The sequence below is a fragment of the Paenibacillus cineris genome (genome assembly GCF_018333335.1).
GTDB lineage: Bacteria > Bacillota > Bacilli > Paenibacillales > Paenibacillaceae > Paenibacillus_AQ > Paenibacillus_AQ favisporus.
The window spans coordinates 4,336,125-4,354,473 of record NZ_BORU01000001.1 but is presented as its reverse complement, the minus strand read 5'-3'; the positions used below and the strand labels follow the sequence as shown (position 1 = coordinate 4,354,473).

The window sequence follows — 18,349 nt, the reverse complement described above, 5'->3', positions numbered from 1 at the left end:
AACCGTGCAACTATGGGGTAAATGCTAGCGTACAAGCATATAATGATTTAACCATGCAGTCACAGCTGTCCCGTAAATTTGGGCAGGGAAAAGCTTATAGAACCCCTTACAAATGGCAAGAAAGTAACATAGGATGTAGTGAAAGCGATTTTTTGAGGCATTTATTCAGGTAAACCATGGTGGTGAGATGAATGATGATGAATAACGTGGAAATATATGAAGGCGGCGACCTGGGATGTCATTATACGCATCTTGAAAGTATATTCAAAGTTTGGGCGCCGACGGCGGCGAAGGTAACCCTCGCCTTGTATGACGATGCCGGAACTTATGACGGCGGAGCGCTTACCGATCACGCCGGAGGGTTCGAAATCGGCATGAGACGCGGGGAAGGCGGCGTATGGTCACTTCATTTTAGAGGCGATTTGGCCGGAAAATATTATATGTACAAGGTGGAGCACCCGGACGGACGGGAAGTTTATGCGGCCGATCCTTACGCCCGGGCGGTCAGTGCCAACGGGCAGCGGACGGCGATCGTCGACGTGAAGGCCGCAAGCCCGGAGGGCTGGGAAGAGGAAGAAACTCCCGGTCTTCTGGGGGTGGAAGACTCGGTACTCTATGAACTGCATGTCAGGGATTTTTCGATCAGCCCGGATTCCGGGCTCCAGTATAAAGGCAAGTTCAAAGCGTTTACGGAGACAGGCGTGCGGGACGCAGCCGGCAGCCGGCTCGGCATCGATCATTTGGCCGAACTCGGCGTGACACATGTCCATCTGCTGCCGATTTTTGATTATGCGACGGTGAACGAGCTGACGGTCGATGATCCGGACTCGGCAGAACCGAAATTCAACTGGGGTTATGATCCCCAGCATTACAACGTGCCGGAAGGCTCCTACGCGACCGACCCGTCAAGCCCCGAAGTCCGGATCCGGGAATGCAAGGAGATGATCATGGCGCTGCACCGCAAAGGAATCCGGGTCGTGATGGATGTGGTGTACAATCATACCTACTCTGCGGGGGACGGCCTGTTTGAGAAGGTTGTGCCGGGTTATTTTTACCGGACCGATGCGTCAGGGCGGTTCAGCAACGGCTCCGGCGTTGGGAACGAGCTGGCAACCGAGCGCCCGATGGTCCGCAAATACATCAAGGATTCCCTGCACTATTGGGCGGAAGAATACCATATCGACGGTTTCCGTTTTGACCTGATGGGTCTGATCGACACGGACACGATCGCGCAGATCACTGAGGAGCTCCGCCGCGAGCATCCGGGACTGCTGATTTACGGGGAGCCTTGGACAGGCGGTGAAACGCCGCTGAAGCAGCAAACCTTGAAAGGATCCCAAAGGGGTAAAGGCTTTGCCGTTTTCAACGACAATTTCCGGGGGGCCATCAAGGGAGACAGCGACGGTGCGGGAAAGGGCTTTGCCACGGGGCAGCCCGGCAAGGAAGCGGCGGTATTGGCCGGCATTCAGGGGGCAATCGACGATTTTACCGGATCACCTACGGAGACGATCAACTATGTGACGGTTCACGACAACCTTAACCTGTGGGATAAAGTACTGATTACGCAGGGACTGGGAGGTGATCTGATCCGGGGTATCGATAACGGCCAACTTGCCGGAGGGGGAAGCCTCGAAGAAGCTGTCGCAGCCACCGATCCTTACCGGAGCATCGACCAGGACCGGCTGCTGGAGAACGAAAGCGTCCGGAGAGCACTGCTGGCCAACGGCATCGTGCTGACTTCTCAGGGCATTCCGCTCATTCATGCGGGTGACGAGATGCTCCGCAGCAAATTCGGCGACCACAACAGCTACCGGAGCGGGGATGCGATTAACGCCATCCGCTGGAGCAACAAGTCCCGGTTCCTGCCGGTATTCGAGTATTACCAGGGACTGATCGCGCTGCGCCGCGCCCACCGGGCGTTCCGTATGACGGACAAGGAGCAGATCAAACGGAGCATGGAGGTCATGCGCTGCGACGGCAATGTCGTCGCTTACCGGCTGAAGGATCATGCCAACGGCGATACGTGGAAAAATATCATCGTCATCTACAACGCAAACGTTCGGGAGGCGCAGGTCGACATTCCGTTTTCCATTACCGGCTGGAAGGTGGCCGTCAAAAACCTTCAGGCCCGGAACGGGGCGCTGGAGATGATCGTCGACGAAACGGTGAGCGTCCCAGGCCTGTCGGTCATGGTTCTGTATGAGGAAGAAGGCGGCCGTCCGCGCCCGCTCAAGACGGTGGAGCTGCATTATGAGCGCCAGGACCGCAAATATGACGGCTGGAACTTATGGGTATGGGGCAGCGGCATGCGGGAACGCCGGGTCGATTTTGACCGGATGGAGGACGGACGCGCTGTGGCGACGATATATGTCCCGCTGAACGTGCAGGAAATCGGATATATCGTGCGGCTTAACGAGTGGGAGGCGAAGGACTGCGACCAGGACCGGTTTATCAAGCTCGGATGGCATCACAGCAAGCTGAAGGTGCTTGTCCGGAGCGGATCGGACGACTGGAAGAAGATCAGCTGAGGCCCGGGTGCCGGGAGGAGTGCGGCCGGCTGTGTAAGGGGGCTGGCTGGAGCGTACGGCAACCTGGGGATGGAGCAGCTTAACAGGTTGGAAGGTTTGGCCGCATTAGAAGCTTGCAAGCTGAGAAGTTTAGAAGCCTAGAAGCCTAGAAGCCTAGAAGCCTAGAAGCTTGGGGCGACGGTATGACGGAAATATGGAGCTTTCTTTTCTGTAACCGGAATAGGGATGCATGCATTTTACAAAAACGGGTGATTCCTATAAAGTAAAGTGAGATTCCCTTGGATAGGGTGATATATAACAGAGAAAGAAGGCTTACGATGACCGAGAAACTGCTGTCGCCTCTGGTGAAAACCTTTGACATGCTGCCCCATCCCGAGGGCGGGTGGTACAAGGAGTTATGGAAGGCGTCCTTTGAAATCCCGAAAGACGTGCTGGATCCCAAGTATTCGGGTTCGCGCCCTTCGGCGACTTCGATTTATTTCCTGCTGCATCCGGAGGAATCCTCCGCGTGGCACCGCGTTTATTCTGATGAATTGTGGCTGTGGCATTCCGGCAGTCCGCTCGAGCTGCTGCTCGGAGGCGATGGGGAACAGCCGGGCGGGGAGACCAAAATCATTTTGGGAATGGACGTTGATAAAGGCCAGGTGCCGCAGGCGCTCGTTCCGGCCAATGTCTGGCAGGCGGCCAAGCCGCTAGGCGACGAGCCGGTTTTCGTCTCCTGCGTCGTTTCCCCAGGCTTTCATTTTGACGATTTTACGATGATATCCGGAAAATAAAACCTTCGGCAGCGGCATGTGCCGTTCGCCGGGCCAGCCTAAATCCCGCACGGTTGCAATGACCGATGCGGGATTTTTTGTGATATTGGAAAGGACCGCTGTTAGACGTTTTTATTTAGATATACTGCTCCTTCCTTCAGTGTACTCCAGGCTAAGCGGTGTACTCCGCTTGCCTCAAAAGCAGCCGGCTGTTTTGCGCTGCAAGGTTTTGATTTCGCCCAAAATGGGTAATACATAGATATGCCTGTGTACTGCAGGGGACAGATTAAATATCAGAGGAGGTTGTAAAAGATGACATCTCATTCTCTTACAGCAGAACGAAGAACCGACACGAAGCATTCGAGCCTGCGCAGCTTGAGACAAAGCGGACGCATTCCGGCGGTGGTCTACGGGACACAGACCGAGAGCATGCCGGTCAGCGTCGATGCGAAGGAGCTGGCCAAAGTTGCCAGAACAGGCCGGTCCGAAGTGTTCAAGCTGAAGGTGGAAGGCTCGTCGGATCTGGACGTGATCATCAAGGATTATCAGCGCAAAGCCGGTGAGTGGATGCATGTGGACTTCATGCACATCTCCGCCAACAAGCCGATCAAGGTTCGCGTTCCGATCGACTTCCAAGGTACGGCTGCCGGCACCAAGGTGGGCGGCGTGCTTCAGCATCAGGAGACCGAGCTTGAAGTCGAGGCGCTTCCTGCAAATCTGCCATCCGCGATCACCGTGGACGTATCGAATATGGAAATCGGCGACAAGCTGGTAGCCGGAGACATCCAGCTGCCATCCGGCGTAACGCTCGTAGCCTCACCGGAAGAGCTGGTTGCTTCCGTAACGGCATCCCGCATGGCGACGGAGGCCCAGGCTGCGGACGAATCCGTGGCAGCGGAGGGAGAAGAAGCGGCGGAAACCGCTGCAGAAGACAACAACGAATAAAACGTCATATCATATACATGCTTGTACAGGAAAACCCCTGGTCGTTCACGACCAGGGGTTTTCTTTGCATGAGGCATGTGTGAGATGCACTGCCCGTATACCCACTTGGCGAAGTGGGTGTACGTATGCTTGTGCACTGCGAATCGCCTTTGTACGTTTCGCCCGCATAAGCATCACCTGCTTACGCGTCCTGCAGCTCCAGCCACTGCCCATACGCCGCATCCAGCTGTGCCTGCAGCTGCTCCCGCTCCGCATGAAGCTGCTGCAGGCGCCCCAGATCCGAGGCGGCGCCTTCCTCCAGCATGTCGGCGTCGATCTGCCCCAGACGGGCCTCAAGCTCCTTGATCGACTGCTCGAGTGAAATGGAAGCAGAGGCGTCGCTTTTCCGGGAACGCCGCTCGCCGGTATCGGGGCGCGCAGCAGCCGGCTTGGATACCGGCTCCTTGCCCTGGCTGCCGGCTTCCGCGCCCTTTGAGCCAGCGGCCTCTGCCTTCCACGCCTGCGCCGCCGTTTCGGCTTCGCTCAGCTTGCGGATTTCCTGTTGGTAATCCTCGAAGTTACCGATGAAGGAACGGACCTGCCCGTGATCCAGGCTCCAAATTCTGGCCGCCAGCCTGTTGATAAAATACCGGTCGTGGGATACGCCGAAGATGGTGCCGGGGAACTCCTCGAGCGCCTCCTCCAGCGCTTCCCTGGCGTCAATGTCCAAATGGTTCGTCGGTTCGTCCAGAATCAGCAAATTCGGCTTCTGCTCCATCAGGATGGCGAAGCGCAGCCGCGTCCACTCCCCGCCGGAGAGGCTGCGGATGTCTTTGAATACATCGGCGCCGTAGAACAGGAATCGCGCCAGCCGGCCGCGGGCTTCACCTTCCTCGATGCCGGCCTGCTCCCGGTAGTACTGAAGCACGTTCTGCTTGACGGTTTCCGGCGTTTCCTCCTGCGCAAGGTAACCGATGCTGACGCGCGAGCCGACGGCCACGCTCCCCTCGGTCGGTTCGAGCTCGCCCAGGGCCAGCTTGATCAGCGTACTCTTGCCGCTTCCGTTGCCGCCGAGCAGCATGACAGTTTCCCCGTACCGGAGCGTTTCGTTTACGCCTTTGAACAAGGTGCGCGTGCCGTACGATTTGCCCAGCTCCTCGAACACGAGCACCTGCTTGCCGGAGCGGTCTTCCTGCTGCAGCGACAAATCCATCGTCTTTCGTTCAAGCACCGGCCGCTTCAGCTTGACCATACGGTCGAGCGCTTTCTGCATGGAGGCGGCACGGCGGTGGAACCCGGCGTTCGGCGGGTTGGACCGGTTGCCCCACTCGATCAGCTGTTTGATGCTTTCCTGCATCTTTTTGATTTTTTTCTGCTGCTCCTGGTAATCGGCAAACTGCTGCAGGAGCCGCGCTTCCTTTTCCTTCTGATAACCGCTGTAGTCGGTGTGGTAGGTAAAGGCTTCTCCGTCTTCAATCTCAACCACCTTGGTCACGAGCTTGTCGAGAAAGTAACGGTCATGCGATATCGTAAGCACGGTGCCGCGGTATTCCTTCAGGAACTGCTCCAGCCATTCGATCGCCGCCATGTCCAAATGGTTGGTCGGTTCGTCCAGCAGCAGCACATCAGGCTGCTCAAGCAGCAGGGAGGCGAGCCCGATTTTGGTCTTCTCTCCCCCGGAGAGGGAGGCGAAGGGGCGGGTGTACTGGCCCGCGGGGATGCCAAGGCCGCCGGCGATGCGGTCAATGGTCGCTTCCATTTCATAACCGCCGGCTGCTTCAAAGCGTTCCTGCAGCCTGCCGTATTCGGCGAGCCACTGCTCCGGCTCTTTGGCGCCGGAAGCGGAGGGGCCGGACATCAGCGCCTCCAGCTCGCGCATCCGCCGCTGCCATTCAAGCGGCGCCGTAAAAGCGCGCAGCAGGATGTCATACACCGTTTCGCCGTCTCCGGCTTGGGGAATTTGGGCGAGGAAGCCAAGCTTGGCGCCCCGCGAAATGGAGATTTCGCCTTGATCCGGCTTGTCTCCGCCGTTCAGCAAGTGGAGCATCGTCGTTTTTCCGCAGCCGTTGCGGCCGATCAGGGCCACTTTTTCCCCTTCGCGGATTTCAAAGGATACATCAGACAGAACGAGCTGGGCACCATGGTATTTTTGTATGTTTTTGCATTGAATCATCATTGTATTTTCCTCCATAGATGCCGCATCTACAGAAAAAAACCGCAGGGAAATGTCCCTGCGGCTTGAACGTTCAACGCTTATCCGTTGAAGTTAAGGTAGGAGCGGCATTTCGCAATTTTGTAAAACAACCGGATTGTTAAAAATGGACAGACGGATCCCGTTAACGGGAACTCTGTAAAAAATGCCGGACAAAATCATCGGCAGTTGATTGATCCGGTCGTTTCCAAAATTGCGTACCACTTCTACCTCACCTCCCTGTTAAAAAAGTTAGCTTTATTGTATCCACAACGAGTGCTAAAAGCAAGCAATGGATGAAACATTTTATGAAAATGGCCATATCACCCGGATCAGAACCCTCAGCAGGCTTTGGATGTGTGGTCCCAATTCGGCTTCGGGCTGTCGAAGGGGTGTCGGTGTGTACGGCTGATTTGTAAAAGCGGGACGGGCATTTATCTCCAGACCGGCATTATAATACAATAAGATGCAGTGGCTGAAACGAGTGGAGGGCCTCATGAAGAAAAAAATAATGTTTACCGGCGGAGGGTCCGCCGGACATGTCACGGTCAACCTGGCGCTGATCCCGCTGTTCCGGCAGGAAGGTTGGGCGGTGGAATACATAGGCTCGGTCAATGGGATCGAGCGGGAGCTGGTGTCGCCGCTGCCGGACGTGGCGTATTTTCCGATATCGACAGGGAAGCTGCGCCGGTATTTAGACTGGCAAAACGCCAAGGATCCGTTCCGAATCGCCAAGGGCGTCTATCAGGCGTACCGTCTCATCCGCCGCCGGAAACCGGATATTGTATTTTCCAAAGGCGGGTTCGTATCGGTGCCCGTCGTCATCGGTGCCTGGCTGAACCGGGTGCCAGTTATCATTCACGAGTCGGACATCACGCCGGGGCTGGCCAACCGGATTGCCATCCCGATGGCTGAAGCGGTGTGCACGACGTTTCCGGAAGCGGCTGCGCATATCGGCAAGGGCAAGGGCCGCCATGTCGGCGCCGTCATCCGGAATGAGCTGAAACAGGGCAGCGCTGCCGCCGGACGGAAGCTGTGCGGGTTCACCCCGCAGAGGCCCGTTCTGCTGGTAATGGGCGGCAGTCTTGGCGCGCAGAGCATTAACCGGGCGGTACGCCAGGCGCTGCCAGAGCTGACGGAAGCTTTTCAAGTCGTGCACTTATGCGGGAAAGGGCAGCTTGATCCGGCGCTGACGGTTCCCGGCTATTGTCAATTCGAATACATTCGCGATGAACTGCCGGATGTGCTGGCGATGTCGGACTTGGTGATCACCCGTGCCGGCTCCAATTCGATCTTTGAGTTCCTTTCCTTGCGCAAGCCGATGCTTCTCATCCCATTGACCCGGCAGCAAAGCCGGGGCGATCAGATTCTCAATGCGCGTTCTTTCGAAAAAGCGGGTTATGCCGAAGTGCTGGAAGAGGAAGGTCTGACTCCGCAAACGCTGCTCGAGCGGATCGGGGTTTTGCATGCCCATCGGGATGCCTATGTATCGGCCATGGCGAGCGGCCAAAAGACGGACGCGCTTGCGGAAGTATTCAAGCTGATCAAAGAAACCGCAAAAAGCCGTTAAAGGTCGTCTGCGCCAAGAAAAGGAACCTTATTTTACCTGTACGGATAGAGAACAAGAGTTCCTAATTTTTCGCTTTCCTGAGCCGAACTATGGTATATTGAGTACACGAGATTTTAGGACAGGAGACCGGAAAGGACGGAAGACATGCTGGCTTTTACTTCGCAAAGAATCAGATCATTATGCGGTGCATCCGCCTTTAAACGGGGTGAGGAATACTGCGCCTACGGTCAGGTCATGATCGTGGAACGCGATGACGATAACCGTTACATTGAAGCGGTAGTGCAGGACGAGGATATATACCGGGTGGAGGTCGATATCGACGGAGCGGATTTCAGCGCAACCTGCCACTGTGCGGGCTTCGGCGGATATTATCCTTACTGCAAGCATATCGCCGGCGTCTTGATCTATCTGCTGGAAGAAGAAAAGGGAGGGGCGGACCGGCTGCAGCCGCGGGGGGAGGTCGTCCCGATTCCGACGCCCGCGGTTTCCTCCAGGGACGTGCGGCTCACCAGCGGACTGATCGAGCTGTTTGAGCAGATGGCGGACAGCGAACGGCTGAAGACCGGCCAGAAAGCGGCGAGCGTGCTTAAGGAAACGCTGGCTGTGGAATGGACCTGCAAAGTGACGGACGAGTATCAGCCGGAACCGAAGTTAAGGATCGAGATGAAGGTCGGACCGAACCGGCTGTACGTCGTGCAAAATATCAGGCAGTTTCTGCTTCACATCGAGGAAGGAAGAAGCCTGCCCTTTACCAAGCTGTTCACTTACAGCCCGAAGCAGCACACGTTCCGGCCCGAGGACTGGGCGGTCATCGACATGCTGATCCGGATTTGCGGCAGCGAGTTCGCGTATGATGAAGCAGGACGATCCATTCCCGGCTTCGCAGCCTCGGGCAGCCAGCGGATGCTGACGATCCCGCCGCTGGGCTGGAACGAGCTGCTGCCTTTGCTGGTCAAGGCCGGGGCCGCGATGGAACGCGAGTATGCTTCGCCTCAGCCGATTCAGCTGGGTGAAGGCCAGATCCCGCTGTCGTTCCATGTGGGCAGCATCGATAGCGGCGACGCCTATCATCTGGAAATCAACGGGCTGAAGCGGGTCGTCGTGATGACCGCGTACGGCTGCGCAGCTGTTGACGGCACGATATACCGGCTGGCGGTGCGCGACCTGCTCCTGCTGTCAGAGATGAAAACCTTGATATACCGCTATGACCATAAGCGGATTAACATATCACCGCACCAGATGGACGCACTGATGGAGAAGGTGGTTCCCGGCTTGCGGCGCATCGGGAAGGTCGGCATGGACGCCAGCGTCCGGGATCAGCTGGTGCAGCCGGACCTCGTGGCCAAGCTGTATTTGGACCGGGACGAAACCGAGCTGACCGCAAGGCTGGAATTCGTGTACGACGGGATTGTGATCGACGCATTTGCCGATACGGATGCCCGGAAAGACGGCGACTTTATTCTGGTCCGGGATACGGACAAGGAGCGGCGGATGATCGAGGCGTTGAAAGGAACGGACTTTGTGCAGAACGGACACGAAATGGTGCTGGACCTGTCGGAAGAAGACAGCGTATACGACGTCCTGTATCATTTGCTGCCCAAGCTGGAGAAATGGGTCCAAGTATACGCCACTCCCGCTGTCAAGCAGCTGATGCACAATCCGAACAAGCCTCCGAAAATCAAGGCGGACACGGACCATACGACCAACTGGCTCGAGATCAACTTTGAGCTGGACCATGTGAGCGACAAAGAAATCCGCAAGCTGCTGCTGAGCGTGATTGAGAAGCGGAAGTATTACCGTCTTCCCGGCGGTGCGTATGTGTCCCTGGAAAAGGAAGCCTTCCAAACCTTCGGAGAGCTGTATGACGAGCTCGGGATGAAAAAAGGCGATATTACCGGCAGCCGTATCCATCTTCCTCTGGTCAAGGGTCTGCAGCTCCGTGACAAGGAAGGCCGGGCTTATGGGGTCCAGATGGGGAAATCGCTGCGGCAGCTGATTGATCATATGACGCATCCCGAGCAGATGGACTTCAATGTGCCCGAGGAGCTTGCCTCCGTGCTCCGGGATTACCAGCGGGACGGCTTCCAGTGGCTGAAGACGCTTGGCCATTACCGGTTCGGCGGGATTCTGGCCGACGACATGGGGCTGGGCAAAACGCTGCAAAGCATTGCCTACATTGTGTCCGAACGCAGGGAGAAGGAAGGCGGGCACCTTCCGGTCCTGATCGTATCCCCCGCATCGCTCGTATATAACTGGGAGAGCGAGTTCCAGAAATTCGCTCCGTCCGTTCAGGTTCATGTGGCCCTTGGCGCACGGAAGGAGCGCAGCGATTCCCTGCTTCGCATAGCGGCTGCGGGCGCAGAAACCGAATCTCCTGACAGCCTTGCTGCGCAGCAGGCGGACGTCATTATTACCTCTTATCCGTCCCTGCGCAAGGATATCCGTCTGTACCGGGAGATGGGCTTCAGCACCCTGTTTCTTGACGAAGCCCAGATGATCAAAAATTACGCGACGCAGACCGCCCAAGCGGTGCGGGAAATCCATGCGGAGCGGCGGTTTGCGCTGACGGGCACGCCGATCGAAAACGCGGTGGATGAGCTGTGGTCGATTTTCGAGGCGGTATTCCCGGGTCTTTTTACGGGTCAGAAAGCTTTCCGCGGCCTGACCCGCGGCCAGATCTCTCGGATTGTGCAGCCGTTCATTTTACGCCGGTTAAGGGCTGATGTGCTGGACGAGCTGCCGGAACGGATCGAGACGGTTCAGCGCTCGGAGCTCAGCCTTGAGCAGAAGAAGCTGTACGCAACTTACCTCGAGGAATTCAAAGAAGAGACGATCCGTGACCTGGAGATGGAGGGGTTCCAGAAGAGCCGGATGAAAATATTGGCCGGCATCACGAGGCTTCGTCAGCTGTGCTGCCATCCCTCGCTGTTTGTGGACGGGTACGAAGGTCCGGCCGGCAAGCTCTCCCAGCTGCTGGACGTGGTCGACGAATGCCTCAGCAGCGGGCGGCGGATCCTGATCTTTTCCCAGTTTACGAGCATGCTCCGGATCATCCGCAGCGAGCTGGGTCAGCGGGGGATTCCGGTCTTTTATCTGGACGGGCAGACTCCGGCCAAGGAGAGGGTAGACACGTGCTCGCGGTTTAACCAGGGAGAGAACGACGTATTCCTGATCTCGCTCAAAGCGGGCGGGACAGGGCTGAACTTGACCGGAGCGGACACGGTCATCCTGTACGATTTGTGGTGGAATCCGGCGGTGGAAGAGCAGGCCGCGGGACGCGCCCACCGGATGGGGCAGAAAAACGTGGTCCAGGTTATTCGCCTGGTGACGAAGGGCACCGTGGAGGAAAAGATGCTGGAGCTGCAGCAGCGGAAGAAGGATTTGATCCGCGAAGTGATGGAGTCGGCGGATGACGCGGTCACGACCTTGACTGAGCAGGAAATCCGCGAGCTGCTTGCCTTATAGAGAGTCATTTTTATTCATGGAAGTACCATGAACCGGACCTGGGAGGGGCCGGTTTTTTATCTTGTCCAGATGCGAGAATCGGCTGAGCTCCTTTTGATCCCGATAAATTTTCATGAAAAAGATGCAGGAATATGAACGGCAATGGCGAAATTTACCTCTATGATTTAGTATAAATGACCTATTACTTGTGATCCATTCACGGACTTGGGAATGAGGAGAAGAATGTATGCGAAATCGATACAATTACGGTATCCTAACCAATTCAGGGCCTCATCTGTACAGCATGGATACAGGGGGAAGCCGCGAACAGGGCGCAGATTCGACGCCTGTCAGCGGATATATGCCTCGTGACGAACATGCGGCTGCGTCAGCGGCAGCTGGCTCTATAGCCTCTCTTTTTTCGACCACACCGACATACAGCAGCGCTTATATTAAGCGCCGTGAACTTATAAACCGGCAGCAGGGGCAGACCGCCTGGAACGAGGCGGAAAAATTAGCGTTTGAGGCCGATTGGTATGACAATCAGCTGGAGTGGATTGCGACGATCGATCAAACTTACGGGGAGCCGGTATTCTGGGATGTTCTTGCCGCCATGGCTCCTCCGTTCCCGAGAGGGGAACAGGGACCGAAAGAGAAGCTGGCTGAGGGGAATTTGGCTGCGTTCCAGCCGACCCGTATCCAGAAGCTCCTCAAGCAGGACGCCATGATCCGGGAGGAGCTCGAAAGGCAGGTTCAGCTGGCCCGGGAAGAGGATCGTAAAGACTATCTGGCATGGAAAGCAGCCAACGATTTTGCACACGACATCCTGGACGGCAACCGTACCGCCTATTTGCGGGTTCTGGAAGAGATGGCCCCACTGCAGGAATTGACGATGCTGGGGAGCGGCCTCGAGTTCAGCGTCCGAAGCAGCTCCGAGGTGGAAGTGGAACTGGATGTCAATTCCCAGCAGGTGATCCCGCGCGAGGCGAAAGTCCGCACCGAAGCAGGGGTAGTTTCGCCTGAACTGTCCGTCCCCGAACGCAATGACCTGGAGCTGAAATACATCTGCGGCTCCGTCCTCCGGATTGCAGGCGAGCTGTTTGCCCTGCTTCCGCTGGAGTCGGTCGTCGTGCAGGCGAGGGACACTAAACTGAATGGAAAGACCGGGCAGGAGGAGTACATTACGGTGCTGTCGATCCGCATCGAGCGGAAATTTTTTGTCGGCTATCATGCAGGACGTGAACGCTGCCTGGAAGCACTGATGCACTGCGCTCACCGGATGGAGTACGATCCCGGTACCGGTTTTGAAGCGGTTGACGACCTTCTGTAATCAGCATGTTCATTTACTGTAGGCTGCCTTTGGGTGACTGACCTTTTGTGTCGGTTGATCATCCGGGGCAGTCTTTTTTAGGTTATAACGCATAAAATGAGCAATCTGTCCTCCAATGAACACATACCGAAAGACGCTGACAGTATGCGACGGAAGACGTATATTCCAACAATAAATGGCGAAAAAACTCATATTTTGGTACCATATGCACTTGTTTTCCACTAGGGGGCATTTGTTAATATAATAGCAAACGTCTATGGCAGCCGCTGTAACCCGGAGAATACAGCTCTTTGAATGACAGGGAAGCGGCATTTTGAATCTGTGCATAGTCAGTAGAGAGAGCAAGAAGTATGGAGATGGGAGTGAGCGCATGAGGAGATGGTGGCTACTGCTGGGCAGCCTAGTTCTGGTCCTTGGGATAACCGGCTGCGGAGACAAGAAGAGCTACTCAATGGACCGCGTGGAATCCAGGGCTTACCTCGGGCCGGATGGAGACTTGTATGTCGAAGAACTGTTTACGTATACCTTTAAGGGCAGTTTTAACGGAATGACGCGTGCGATTGATCGGGCAGACCAGAAGGGGGTTGAATTTTTTGAAGCCTATGTACCCCCGGAACATCCGAAGCTAGGCAGTTTCTCCTACGAAAACTTGCAGCGGCTGGATGTCCAATGGGACGACGACGATGATACGTATTACATATACGATGCCGCGCAGAACGAAACGAAACAGGTTTATTACCGCTACCGGATTGACCATGCGGCAGTCAGGTATGGCGAAACGGGCAAGCTGGAATGGAGCTTCTTCAAAAATAACCAAGAGGATCTTCACCAGGTGTCCGTCGACTTGTTTATGCCCGGCGATTATAAGGACGGAGACGTTCATGCCTTTTTGCATGACCGTTCGGGCGGGAAGATTACAAGCGAAGGGCCGCCGGCGGTTCACTATGAAACCGATGATTTGAAGAGTGACGGCACGGCGCATATGGTGGTCTATTTTCCACCGGATCAGCTATCCCAAATGACGGCTTCCGAGGAACAGGTTTCTTTGCAAAAGCAGCTGTCTGCCGAGCAGAAATACCAGGAACGGCTTGCCGCCCGTGACGATCGAATGAACGCCATCCGTCCGGTTATGCAAGTCGGCATGGCTGTTTTCATTGTAGGTGCGCTGCTGTACGCTTTGTCGTGGAGAAAAATTTCGGCCTGGCTGCGGCGCGGGGATGTCACCCGGCAGGACATCGATGAAGCGGATCCGCTGCTTCTCATGTATATGCTGCGCAAAGGCCGGTTAAAAAGGGAAGACTTCATGGCCGGATTGTTATCGCTGCGCCAGAAGGGTTACGTGACCGTGAAGCAGGTCCCGGCTTCCAAACGCTTCCAGGAAGAGCCGACGGCTCCCGAATTCACGCTGCAGTTCACCTTTACGGGCAGGATGGACCAGCTCAACCCGGCGGAGAAGCATCTTGTCGGCTGGCTGTTCGAAGAAATCAACGGCAGTCTGATCTTCAAGCTGGATTCCTTGGCGGGACCAACGTTTAAGGAGCGGCAGAGCGCAAGGATCGTCAAGCAGTACCGTGCAAAGTCGGTTAAGCATGCCGACCGGCTGATGAAGTGGATCAGGCTGCTGTCGCGTACCCAGCCTTATTCGGGGCAGGTCCGGCCTAATCCGCTGCTCAAGCTGTTCATTCCGCTGACGGCCGCGGTGAATTACGGCCTGCTGCTGTATCTGCTGTACACCGACGCGGCGTCCACGCTCATGATCGTGCTAACCGCCGTGCTGCTTGGTGCCGGAGGGGTATGGGCGTCCATCCGTTTCCGGAATAAGCTGTGGATCTTCCTGTTTCTGCTCGCATGCTTTATTATGGGTTCCCAAATCGTGCATGATATTTCGGGCAACTATCTGATCCTGACGGTATGTTCCGCTCTGTTTGTATGGAGCATTCCCGTTCATGTTCTGTCCTGGGAGACGCATCGCTATCGGTATGCACTCAAGGCACTTCGGAGTACGCTCGGAAAAGGAGAGATGTCCTACGCAGGCGAACCGCTGGAAACAGAACAGGCCGCGGAATATGCCGCCCTGCTTGGGACCGTTCCGCGGTATATTAAACACCGTAAGCAGACCGGAATGTCAGGCGCCGCCTTGGCCGCAGCCGTGCCCGCACTATTCAGCGTGGAAATTATGGAATCCTTGAATTATACGCAAAATCACCTGCTCCTGAAGCCGATGGGCGTCGGAGGAAGCAGCAGCAGTTCCTCGTCCAGCTTCAGTGACGGCGGGGGAGGAGGCGGAGGCGGGGGAACCGGCGCGTTCTAGGATACGCCAAATCGTCAATTGCACCGCCCAAGGAATAACGATAACGAATGAGATGACCACGTAAATCCGCAGCAGCCCGTTCCCTGGCATTCGAGGGACGGGCTGTTTTTATGCCTGGAGGATGGAAGAAAGCGGCTTTCCGCCCGCCACGTATTAACAAAAAAACGGCAAGCTCCTCTCAGAGAGAGAAACTGCCGTTTATTTGGATAGGTGGACCCGATCAGTTGGTCTTGGCCGCCATGATGACGTCCCGGCACTCGTCGGAGCAGAAGGACTGATGGATCTCTTCGCACTCTTCGCAGCAAACATGCTGTTTGTTGCAGGTCGGGTTGGCGCAGTTGATATAGCGGTCATGCGTTTTGCCGCAGTGGATGCACTTGGCGATCACGACGTCCTCTTCCGTACGGTTGATCGGCACCGAAATGCGCTCGTCAAAGACGTAGCATTTGCCGTCCCACAAATGTCCTTTGACTTTAGGGTCCTTGCCGTATGTTACGATGCCGCCCTCAAGCTGGGCAACATCCTGAAAGCCTTCTTTGATCATGAAGCCGGTCAGCTTCTCGCAGCGGATGCCGCCAGTGCAGTAGGTCAAAATTTTCTTGTCCTTAAACTGGCTCATATTGTTGCGAATCCATTCCGGAAATTCGCGGAACGACTCGACATCCGGACGGATGGCGCCGCGGAAATGTCCGATTTCGTATTCATAGCTGTTGCGGCCGTCCAGGACGATGACGTCATCCTGCTGAAGCAGCTCATGGAACTCTTCCGGAGACAGACGCTTCCCGCCGATGACGTTGGGATCAAGCGGCTCCTCGTAACGGAACGTGACGAGCTCTTTCTTGTGGCGGACAAACATTTTCTTGAACGCATGGCCTTCCGACTCATCGATCTTGAAGACGATATCAGAGAACAGCGGATTCGCTTTCAGGTCGTTCATATACTTCTCGGTCTGTTCCACGGTGCCGGATAGCGTGCCGTTGATGCCTTCAGAGGCGATCAGGATGCGGCCTTTGACGCCCAGATCTTTGCAGTACTGCAGATGCTCCGCAGTGAACTGCTCAGGATCAGGGATGTTGACGAATTTATAATATAACAAAATACGGTATTCTTGCTTCGTTGTCATTGCTTCTTCACCTGTTCTTGTAAATTTACCTTATATATTGTAGATGAACAGGGCATACATAGTCAACTTGAAAGTATAGTAAGTGAAGGGAGGATTCCTAATAGCTTAGCTGAAAGACGCCATTTCGATGCGGTCTATAGATGAGAATGAATCCGAGAAATACTGGAAAATGCTCCGTCTGCTTGCGCAAATTTAGAGGGCGGCTATCCTTCTCATTGGAGGAATAAAAAACCAAATATTATATTGCGTATCGTAACGGTATATGATATTATAGGTTCACGGATCCGAATCAGCCGAAGATGGAAGGTGCCTCCCCTTAAAGAACGACGCGGCAGCGTCGGATATCCGGAAGTCCGATGCAGCTGTCCATGGAGTAAGCTTTCCTTCGGCATGATAAGCCATCTTGAGTTTAACCGTATTCAGCAGCGCCGCGTAATAGGACAAATCAAGCATGCAAAGGAGATGTTCTCTTATGAAAAAAGTGCTTTATGTGCCGCTGGACGACCGTCCTGCCAATTTGGATGATGTGATCGTGCAGGGGAGATCCGCAGGGATCCAGCTGATAGTCCCCGACCGCGAGGATATTGCCAATCGCCTCGATTCCAAGGCCGTGGCCGAAGGCGGCCAGCTGGTGAGCACCTCATCGCCGACGTACGGAAAGACGCGGAATATCCGCCGTTTTATCAGGGAACACGCCGCTCAGGCAGACGGATTTATCATTTCGACCGATATGCTGGCCTACGGCGGGTTAATCGGCAGCAGACGGCTTCGTTCAAGCGCGGGCGGCGCCTACCCTGATTACGACCCCGAGACCACCAAACTGCTGGACGTCGTTCGGGAAGTGAAGCGGGCCTACCCGCATAAGCCGGTCTATGTGCTGGATACGATCATGCGGCTGGCGACCACCGTGTTTGTGGAAGGCCTGACCCAGGCTGCATACGATGAAGCCAGAGCCTTTGCCCAGCAGCCGCGGGCGGTCGCAACTACGTTCGAGGGCATTTTGGAAGGGTATGACACGAAGCCCGACGGCACTTCGTTTGGAGAGCCAACCCTTTTTGACAAAGAGCAGTACTATAATGCCAGAAGGCATAAATTCAAGACCAACCGATATATCATTGAAAGGCTCGTCCGTGAGGGATACGTGGATTTTCTCGCAGTGGGGGTGGATGACTCCTACACCCAAGGGGTACAGGCTAACGAGATTGCTTACCTGGAAGCCTTTGTGAATGAGCATTTGGGCGGCACCGGCGGCCAGAATCCGGACAAAGCGATTATTCTCCCCGATGCCGATGCGCTGGGATACTCGCTGCTGGGCCGGATGGCGAAGGAGCTTCACCGGTACAGCTCCCGTCCGAAATACGGCGTCAAATATTTTGGGCCGGACGGGTCGACCATCGTCAATCCTTACGAGTATATGAGCGTGCACGATAATATCCGGCATCATGTGGATATCGTCGGCGGGGAGTTCGTTGACATGGCAGCCTATGATATCGAAATCGTGGCGGTGACCAGTGCCAGCGAGATCGGCGCCGCCGTGAGCCGGATGGAAGAGAACAGCGCCGGCCGGATCCCGACGCTGGTGATTGATTTTGTCGGGGGAGGCGCCGCTGATGCGACCGTAACCGAAGCGCTGCTCGACAGCGTGTCCACCGGACAGCTTCTGGGATACAGCGCGTGGAACACGGCCGGCAACAAAATCGGTATGGCCCTCGGCATGGCCCAGGCCCGATTCGTATACCTTGGCACGGAGAATCGGCCGCCGGCGCTGCAGGAGGCAGTGAATGCACACGGATCGCTGCTGTTCAAGCGATTCCTCAAGGACTACTACTATAAGAAGATCACGATTGCCGAAATTCGGACATACTCGCGGGCGCACACCCTATACTCCAACGTACCGTATGCGGACCAAAACATTCGCCTGTTTAACTCGCCGGAAGACTATAAGGTTCTGGTCGAGATGCTTCGCGAACGCATGCAGGCGAACACGGAGGCGCTGGCTGCCAGAAAGGCATTCGAGCTCGGCGTGTCGCAGAACGTTTGGCGGATCAAGCCGTCCGGATGGTCATATGCGACGTATGCTTGCGCGACTCTGGACTACGACAATCCGGCATTCATTTGGGAGCGGGCGTTTGAGATTACGCTGGGGCCGGAAGTGACGCTGAAAGAGTGCTAG

11 protein-coding genes are annotated in these 18,349 nt (G+C 55.8%); 8 read left to right on the top strand and 3 right to left on the bottom strand.

What is annotated here, in order from left to right; translation table 11 throughout:
* Nucleotides 1–191 precede the first annotated feature (191 nt).
* The 3 genes from pulA to KI379_RS20260 all read left to right on the top strand — a co-directional run bounded on the left by pulA (nt 192) and on the right by KI379_RS20260 (nt 4,228).
* Nucleotides 192–2,528: a type I pullulanase gene (gene pulA, locus KI379_RS20270; RefSeq protein ID WP_306433683.1), complete on the top strand. Its 2,337-nt coding sequence runs from the start codon at nt 192–194 to the stop codon at nt 2,526–2,528.
* 317 nt (nt 2,529–2,845) lie between these two features.
* Entirely contained in the window at nt 2,846–3,304 is a 459-nt protein-coding gene (locus KI379_RS20265) for a cupin domain-containing protein (protein ID WP_145131506.1), read from the top strand.
* A 291-nt stretch (nt 3,305–3,595) separates the two neighbouring features.
* Nucleotides 3,596–4,228 (top strand): 50S ribosomal protein L25, encoded by a 633-nt coding sequence (locus KI379_RS20260; protein ID WP_089548292.1) that lies wholly within the window; start codon nt 3,596–3,598, stop codon nt 4,226–4,228.
* Nucleotides 4,229–4,409: 181 nt separating this feature from the next.
* Here KI379_RS20260 and abc-f read toward each other — a convergent pair whose 3' ends face one another.
* Nucleotides 4,410–6,383 carry a ribosomal protection-like ABC-F family protein gene (abc-f, locus tag KI379_RS20255; RefSeq protein WP_212984512.1) on the bottom strand — a complete coding sequence of 658 codons (1,974 nt, stop codon included), beginning with the start codon at nt 6,381–6,383 and terminating at the stop codon, nt 4,410–4,412.
* Between the two features lie 90 nt (nt 6,384–6,473).
* Complete coding sequence (locus tag KI379_RS34245) at nt 6,474–6,623, bottom strand: RAxF-45 family protein (protein ID WP_279628456.1); 150 nt, start codon at nt 6,621–6,623, stop codon at nt 6,474–6,476.
* 271 nt (nt 6,624–6,894) lie between these two features.
* On the opposite strand from KI379_RS34245, the gene KI379_RS20250 reads away from it, so the two are divergent.
* From KI379_RS20250 to KI379_RS20235, 4 genes are all read left to right on the top strand, one after another.
* The gene (locus tag KI379_RS20250; protein ID WP_212984511.1) at nt 6,895–7,968 is read left to right on the top strand and encodes an undecaprenyldiphospho-muramoylpentapeptide beta-N-acetylglucosaminyltransferase; all 1,074 of its coding nucleotides are present in this window, start codon (nt 6,895–6,897) and stop codon (nt 7,966–7,968) included.
* A gap of 144 nt (nt 7,969–8,112) precedes the next feature.
* A complete protein-coding gene (locus KI379_RS20245) occupies nt 8,113–11,433 on the top strand; it encodes a DEAD/DEAH box helicase (protein ID WP_212984510.1) in 3,321 nt (1,106 codons plus the stop codon).
* A 226-nt stretch (nt 11,434–11,659) separates the two neighbouring features.
* Nucleotides 11,660–12,742 carry a hypothetical protein gene (locus KI379_RS20240; protein WP_212984509.1) on the top strand — a complete coding sequence of 361 codons (1,083 nt, stop codon included), beginning with the start codon at nt 11,660–11,662 and terminating at the stop codon, nt 12,740–12,742.
* A 370-nt stretch (nt 12,743–13,112) separates the two neighbouring features.
* Entirely contained in the window at nt 13,113–15,053 is a 1,941-nt protein-coding gene (locus KI379_RS20235; protein WP_212984508.1) for a DUF2207 domain-containing protein, read from the top strand.
* A 220-nt stretch (nt 15,054–15,273) separates the two neighbouring features.
* Here KI379_RS20235 and trhO read toward each other — a convergent pair whose 3' ends face one another.
* Entirely contained in the window at nt 15,274–16,176 is a 903-nt protein-coding gene (gene trhO, locus KI379_RS20230) for an oxygen-dependent tRNA uridine(34) hydroxylase TrhO (protein WP_076169690.1), read from the bottom strand.
* Nucleotides 16,177–16,648: 472 nt separating this feature from the next.
* Here trhO and KI379_RS20225 point away from each other — a divergent pair, with 472 nt between their 5' ends.
* The gene (locus KI379_RS20225) at nt 16,649–18,349 is read left to right on the top strand and encodes a DUF4127 family protein (RefSeq protein ID WP_212984507.1); all 1,701 of its coding nucleotides are present in this window, start codon (nt 16,649–16,651) and stop codon (nt 18,347–18,349) included.

Bases quoted from the DNA above. Each gene is read 5' to 3' on its own strand.
- KI379_RS20265 (WP_145131506.1), top strand. From the start codon at position 2,846: ATGACCGAGAAACTGCTGTCGCCTCTGGTGAAAACCTTTGACATGCTG.
- KI379_RS20235 (WP_212984508.1), top strand. From the start codon at position 13,113: ATGAGGAGATGGTGGCTACTGCTGGGCAGCCTAGTTCTGGTCCTTGGG.
- trhO (WP_076169690.1), bottom strand. From the start codon at position 16,176: ATGACAACGAAGCAAGAATACCGTATTTTGTTATATTATAAATTCGTC.
- pulA (WP_306433683.1), top strand. From the start codon at position 192: ATGATGATGAATAACGTGGAAATATATGAAGGCGGCGACCTGGGATGT.
- abc-f (WP_212984512.1), bottom strand. From the start codon at position 6,383: ATGATGATTCAATGCAAAAACATACAAAAATACCATGGTGCCCAGCTC.
- KI379_RS20225 (WP_212984507.1), top strand. From the start codon at position 16,649: ATGAAAAAAGTGCTTTATGTGCCGCTGGACGACCGTCCTGCCAATTTG.
- KI379_RS20245 (WP_212984510.1), top strand. From the start codon at position 8,113: ATGCTGGCTTTTACTTCGCAAAGAATCAGATCATTATGCGGTGCATCC.
- KI379_RS20240 (WP_212984509.1), top strand. From the start codon at position 11,660: ATGCGAAATCGATACAATTACGGTATCCTAACCAATTCAGGGCCTCAT.
- KI379_RS20260 (WP_089548292.1), top strand. From the start codon at position 3,596: ATGACATCTCATTCTCTTACAGCAGAACGAAGAACCGACACGAAGCAT.
- KI379_RS20250 (WP_212984511.1), top strand. From the start codon at position 6,895: ATGAAGAAAAAAATAATGTTTACCGGCGGAGGGTCCGCCGGACATGTC.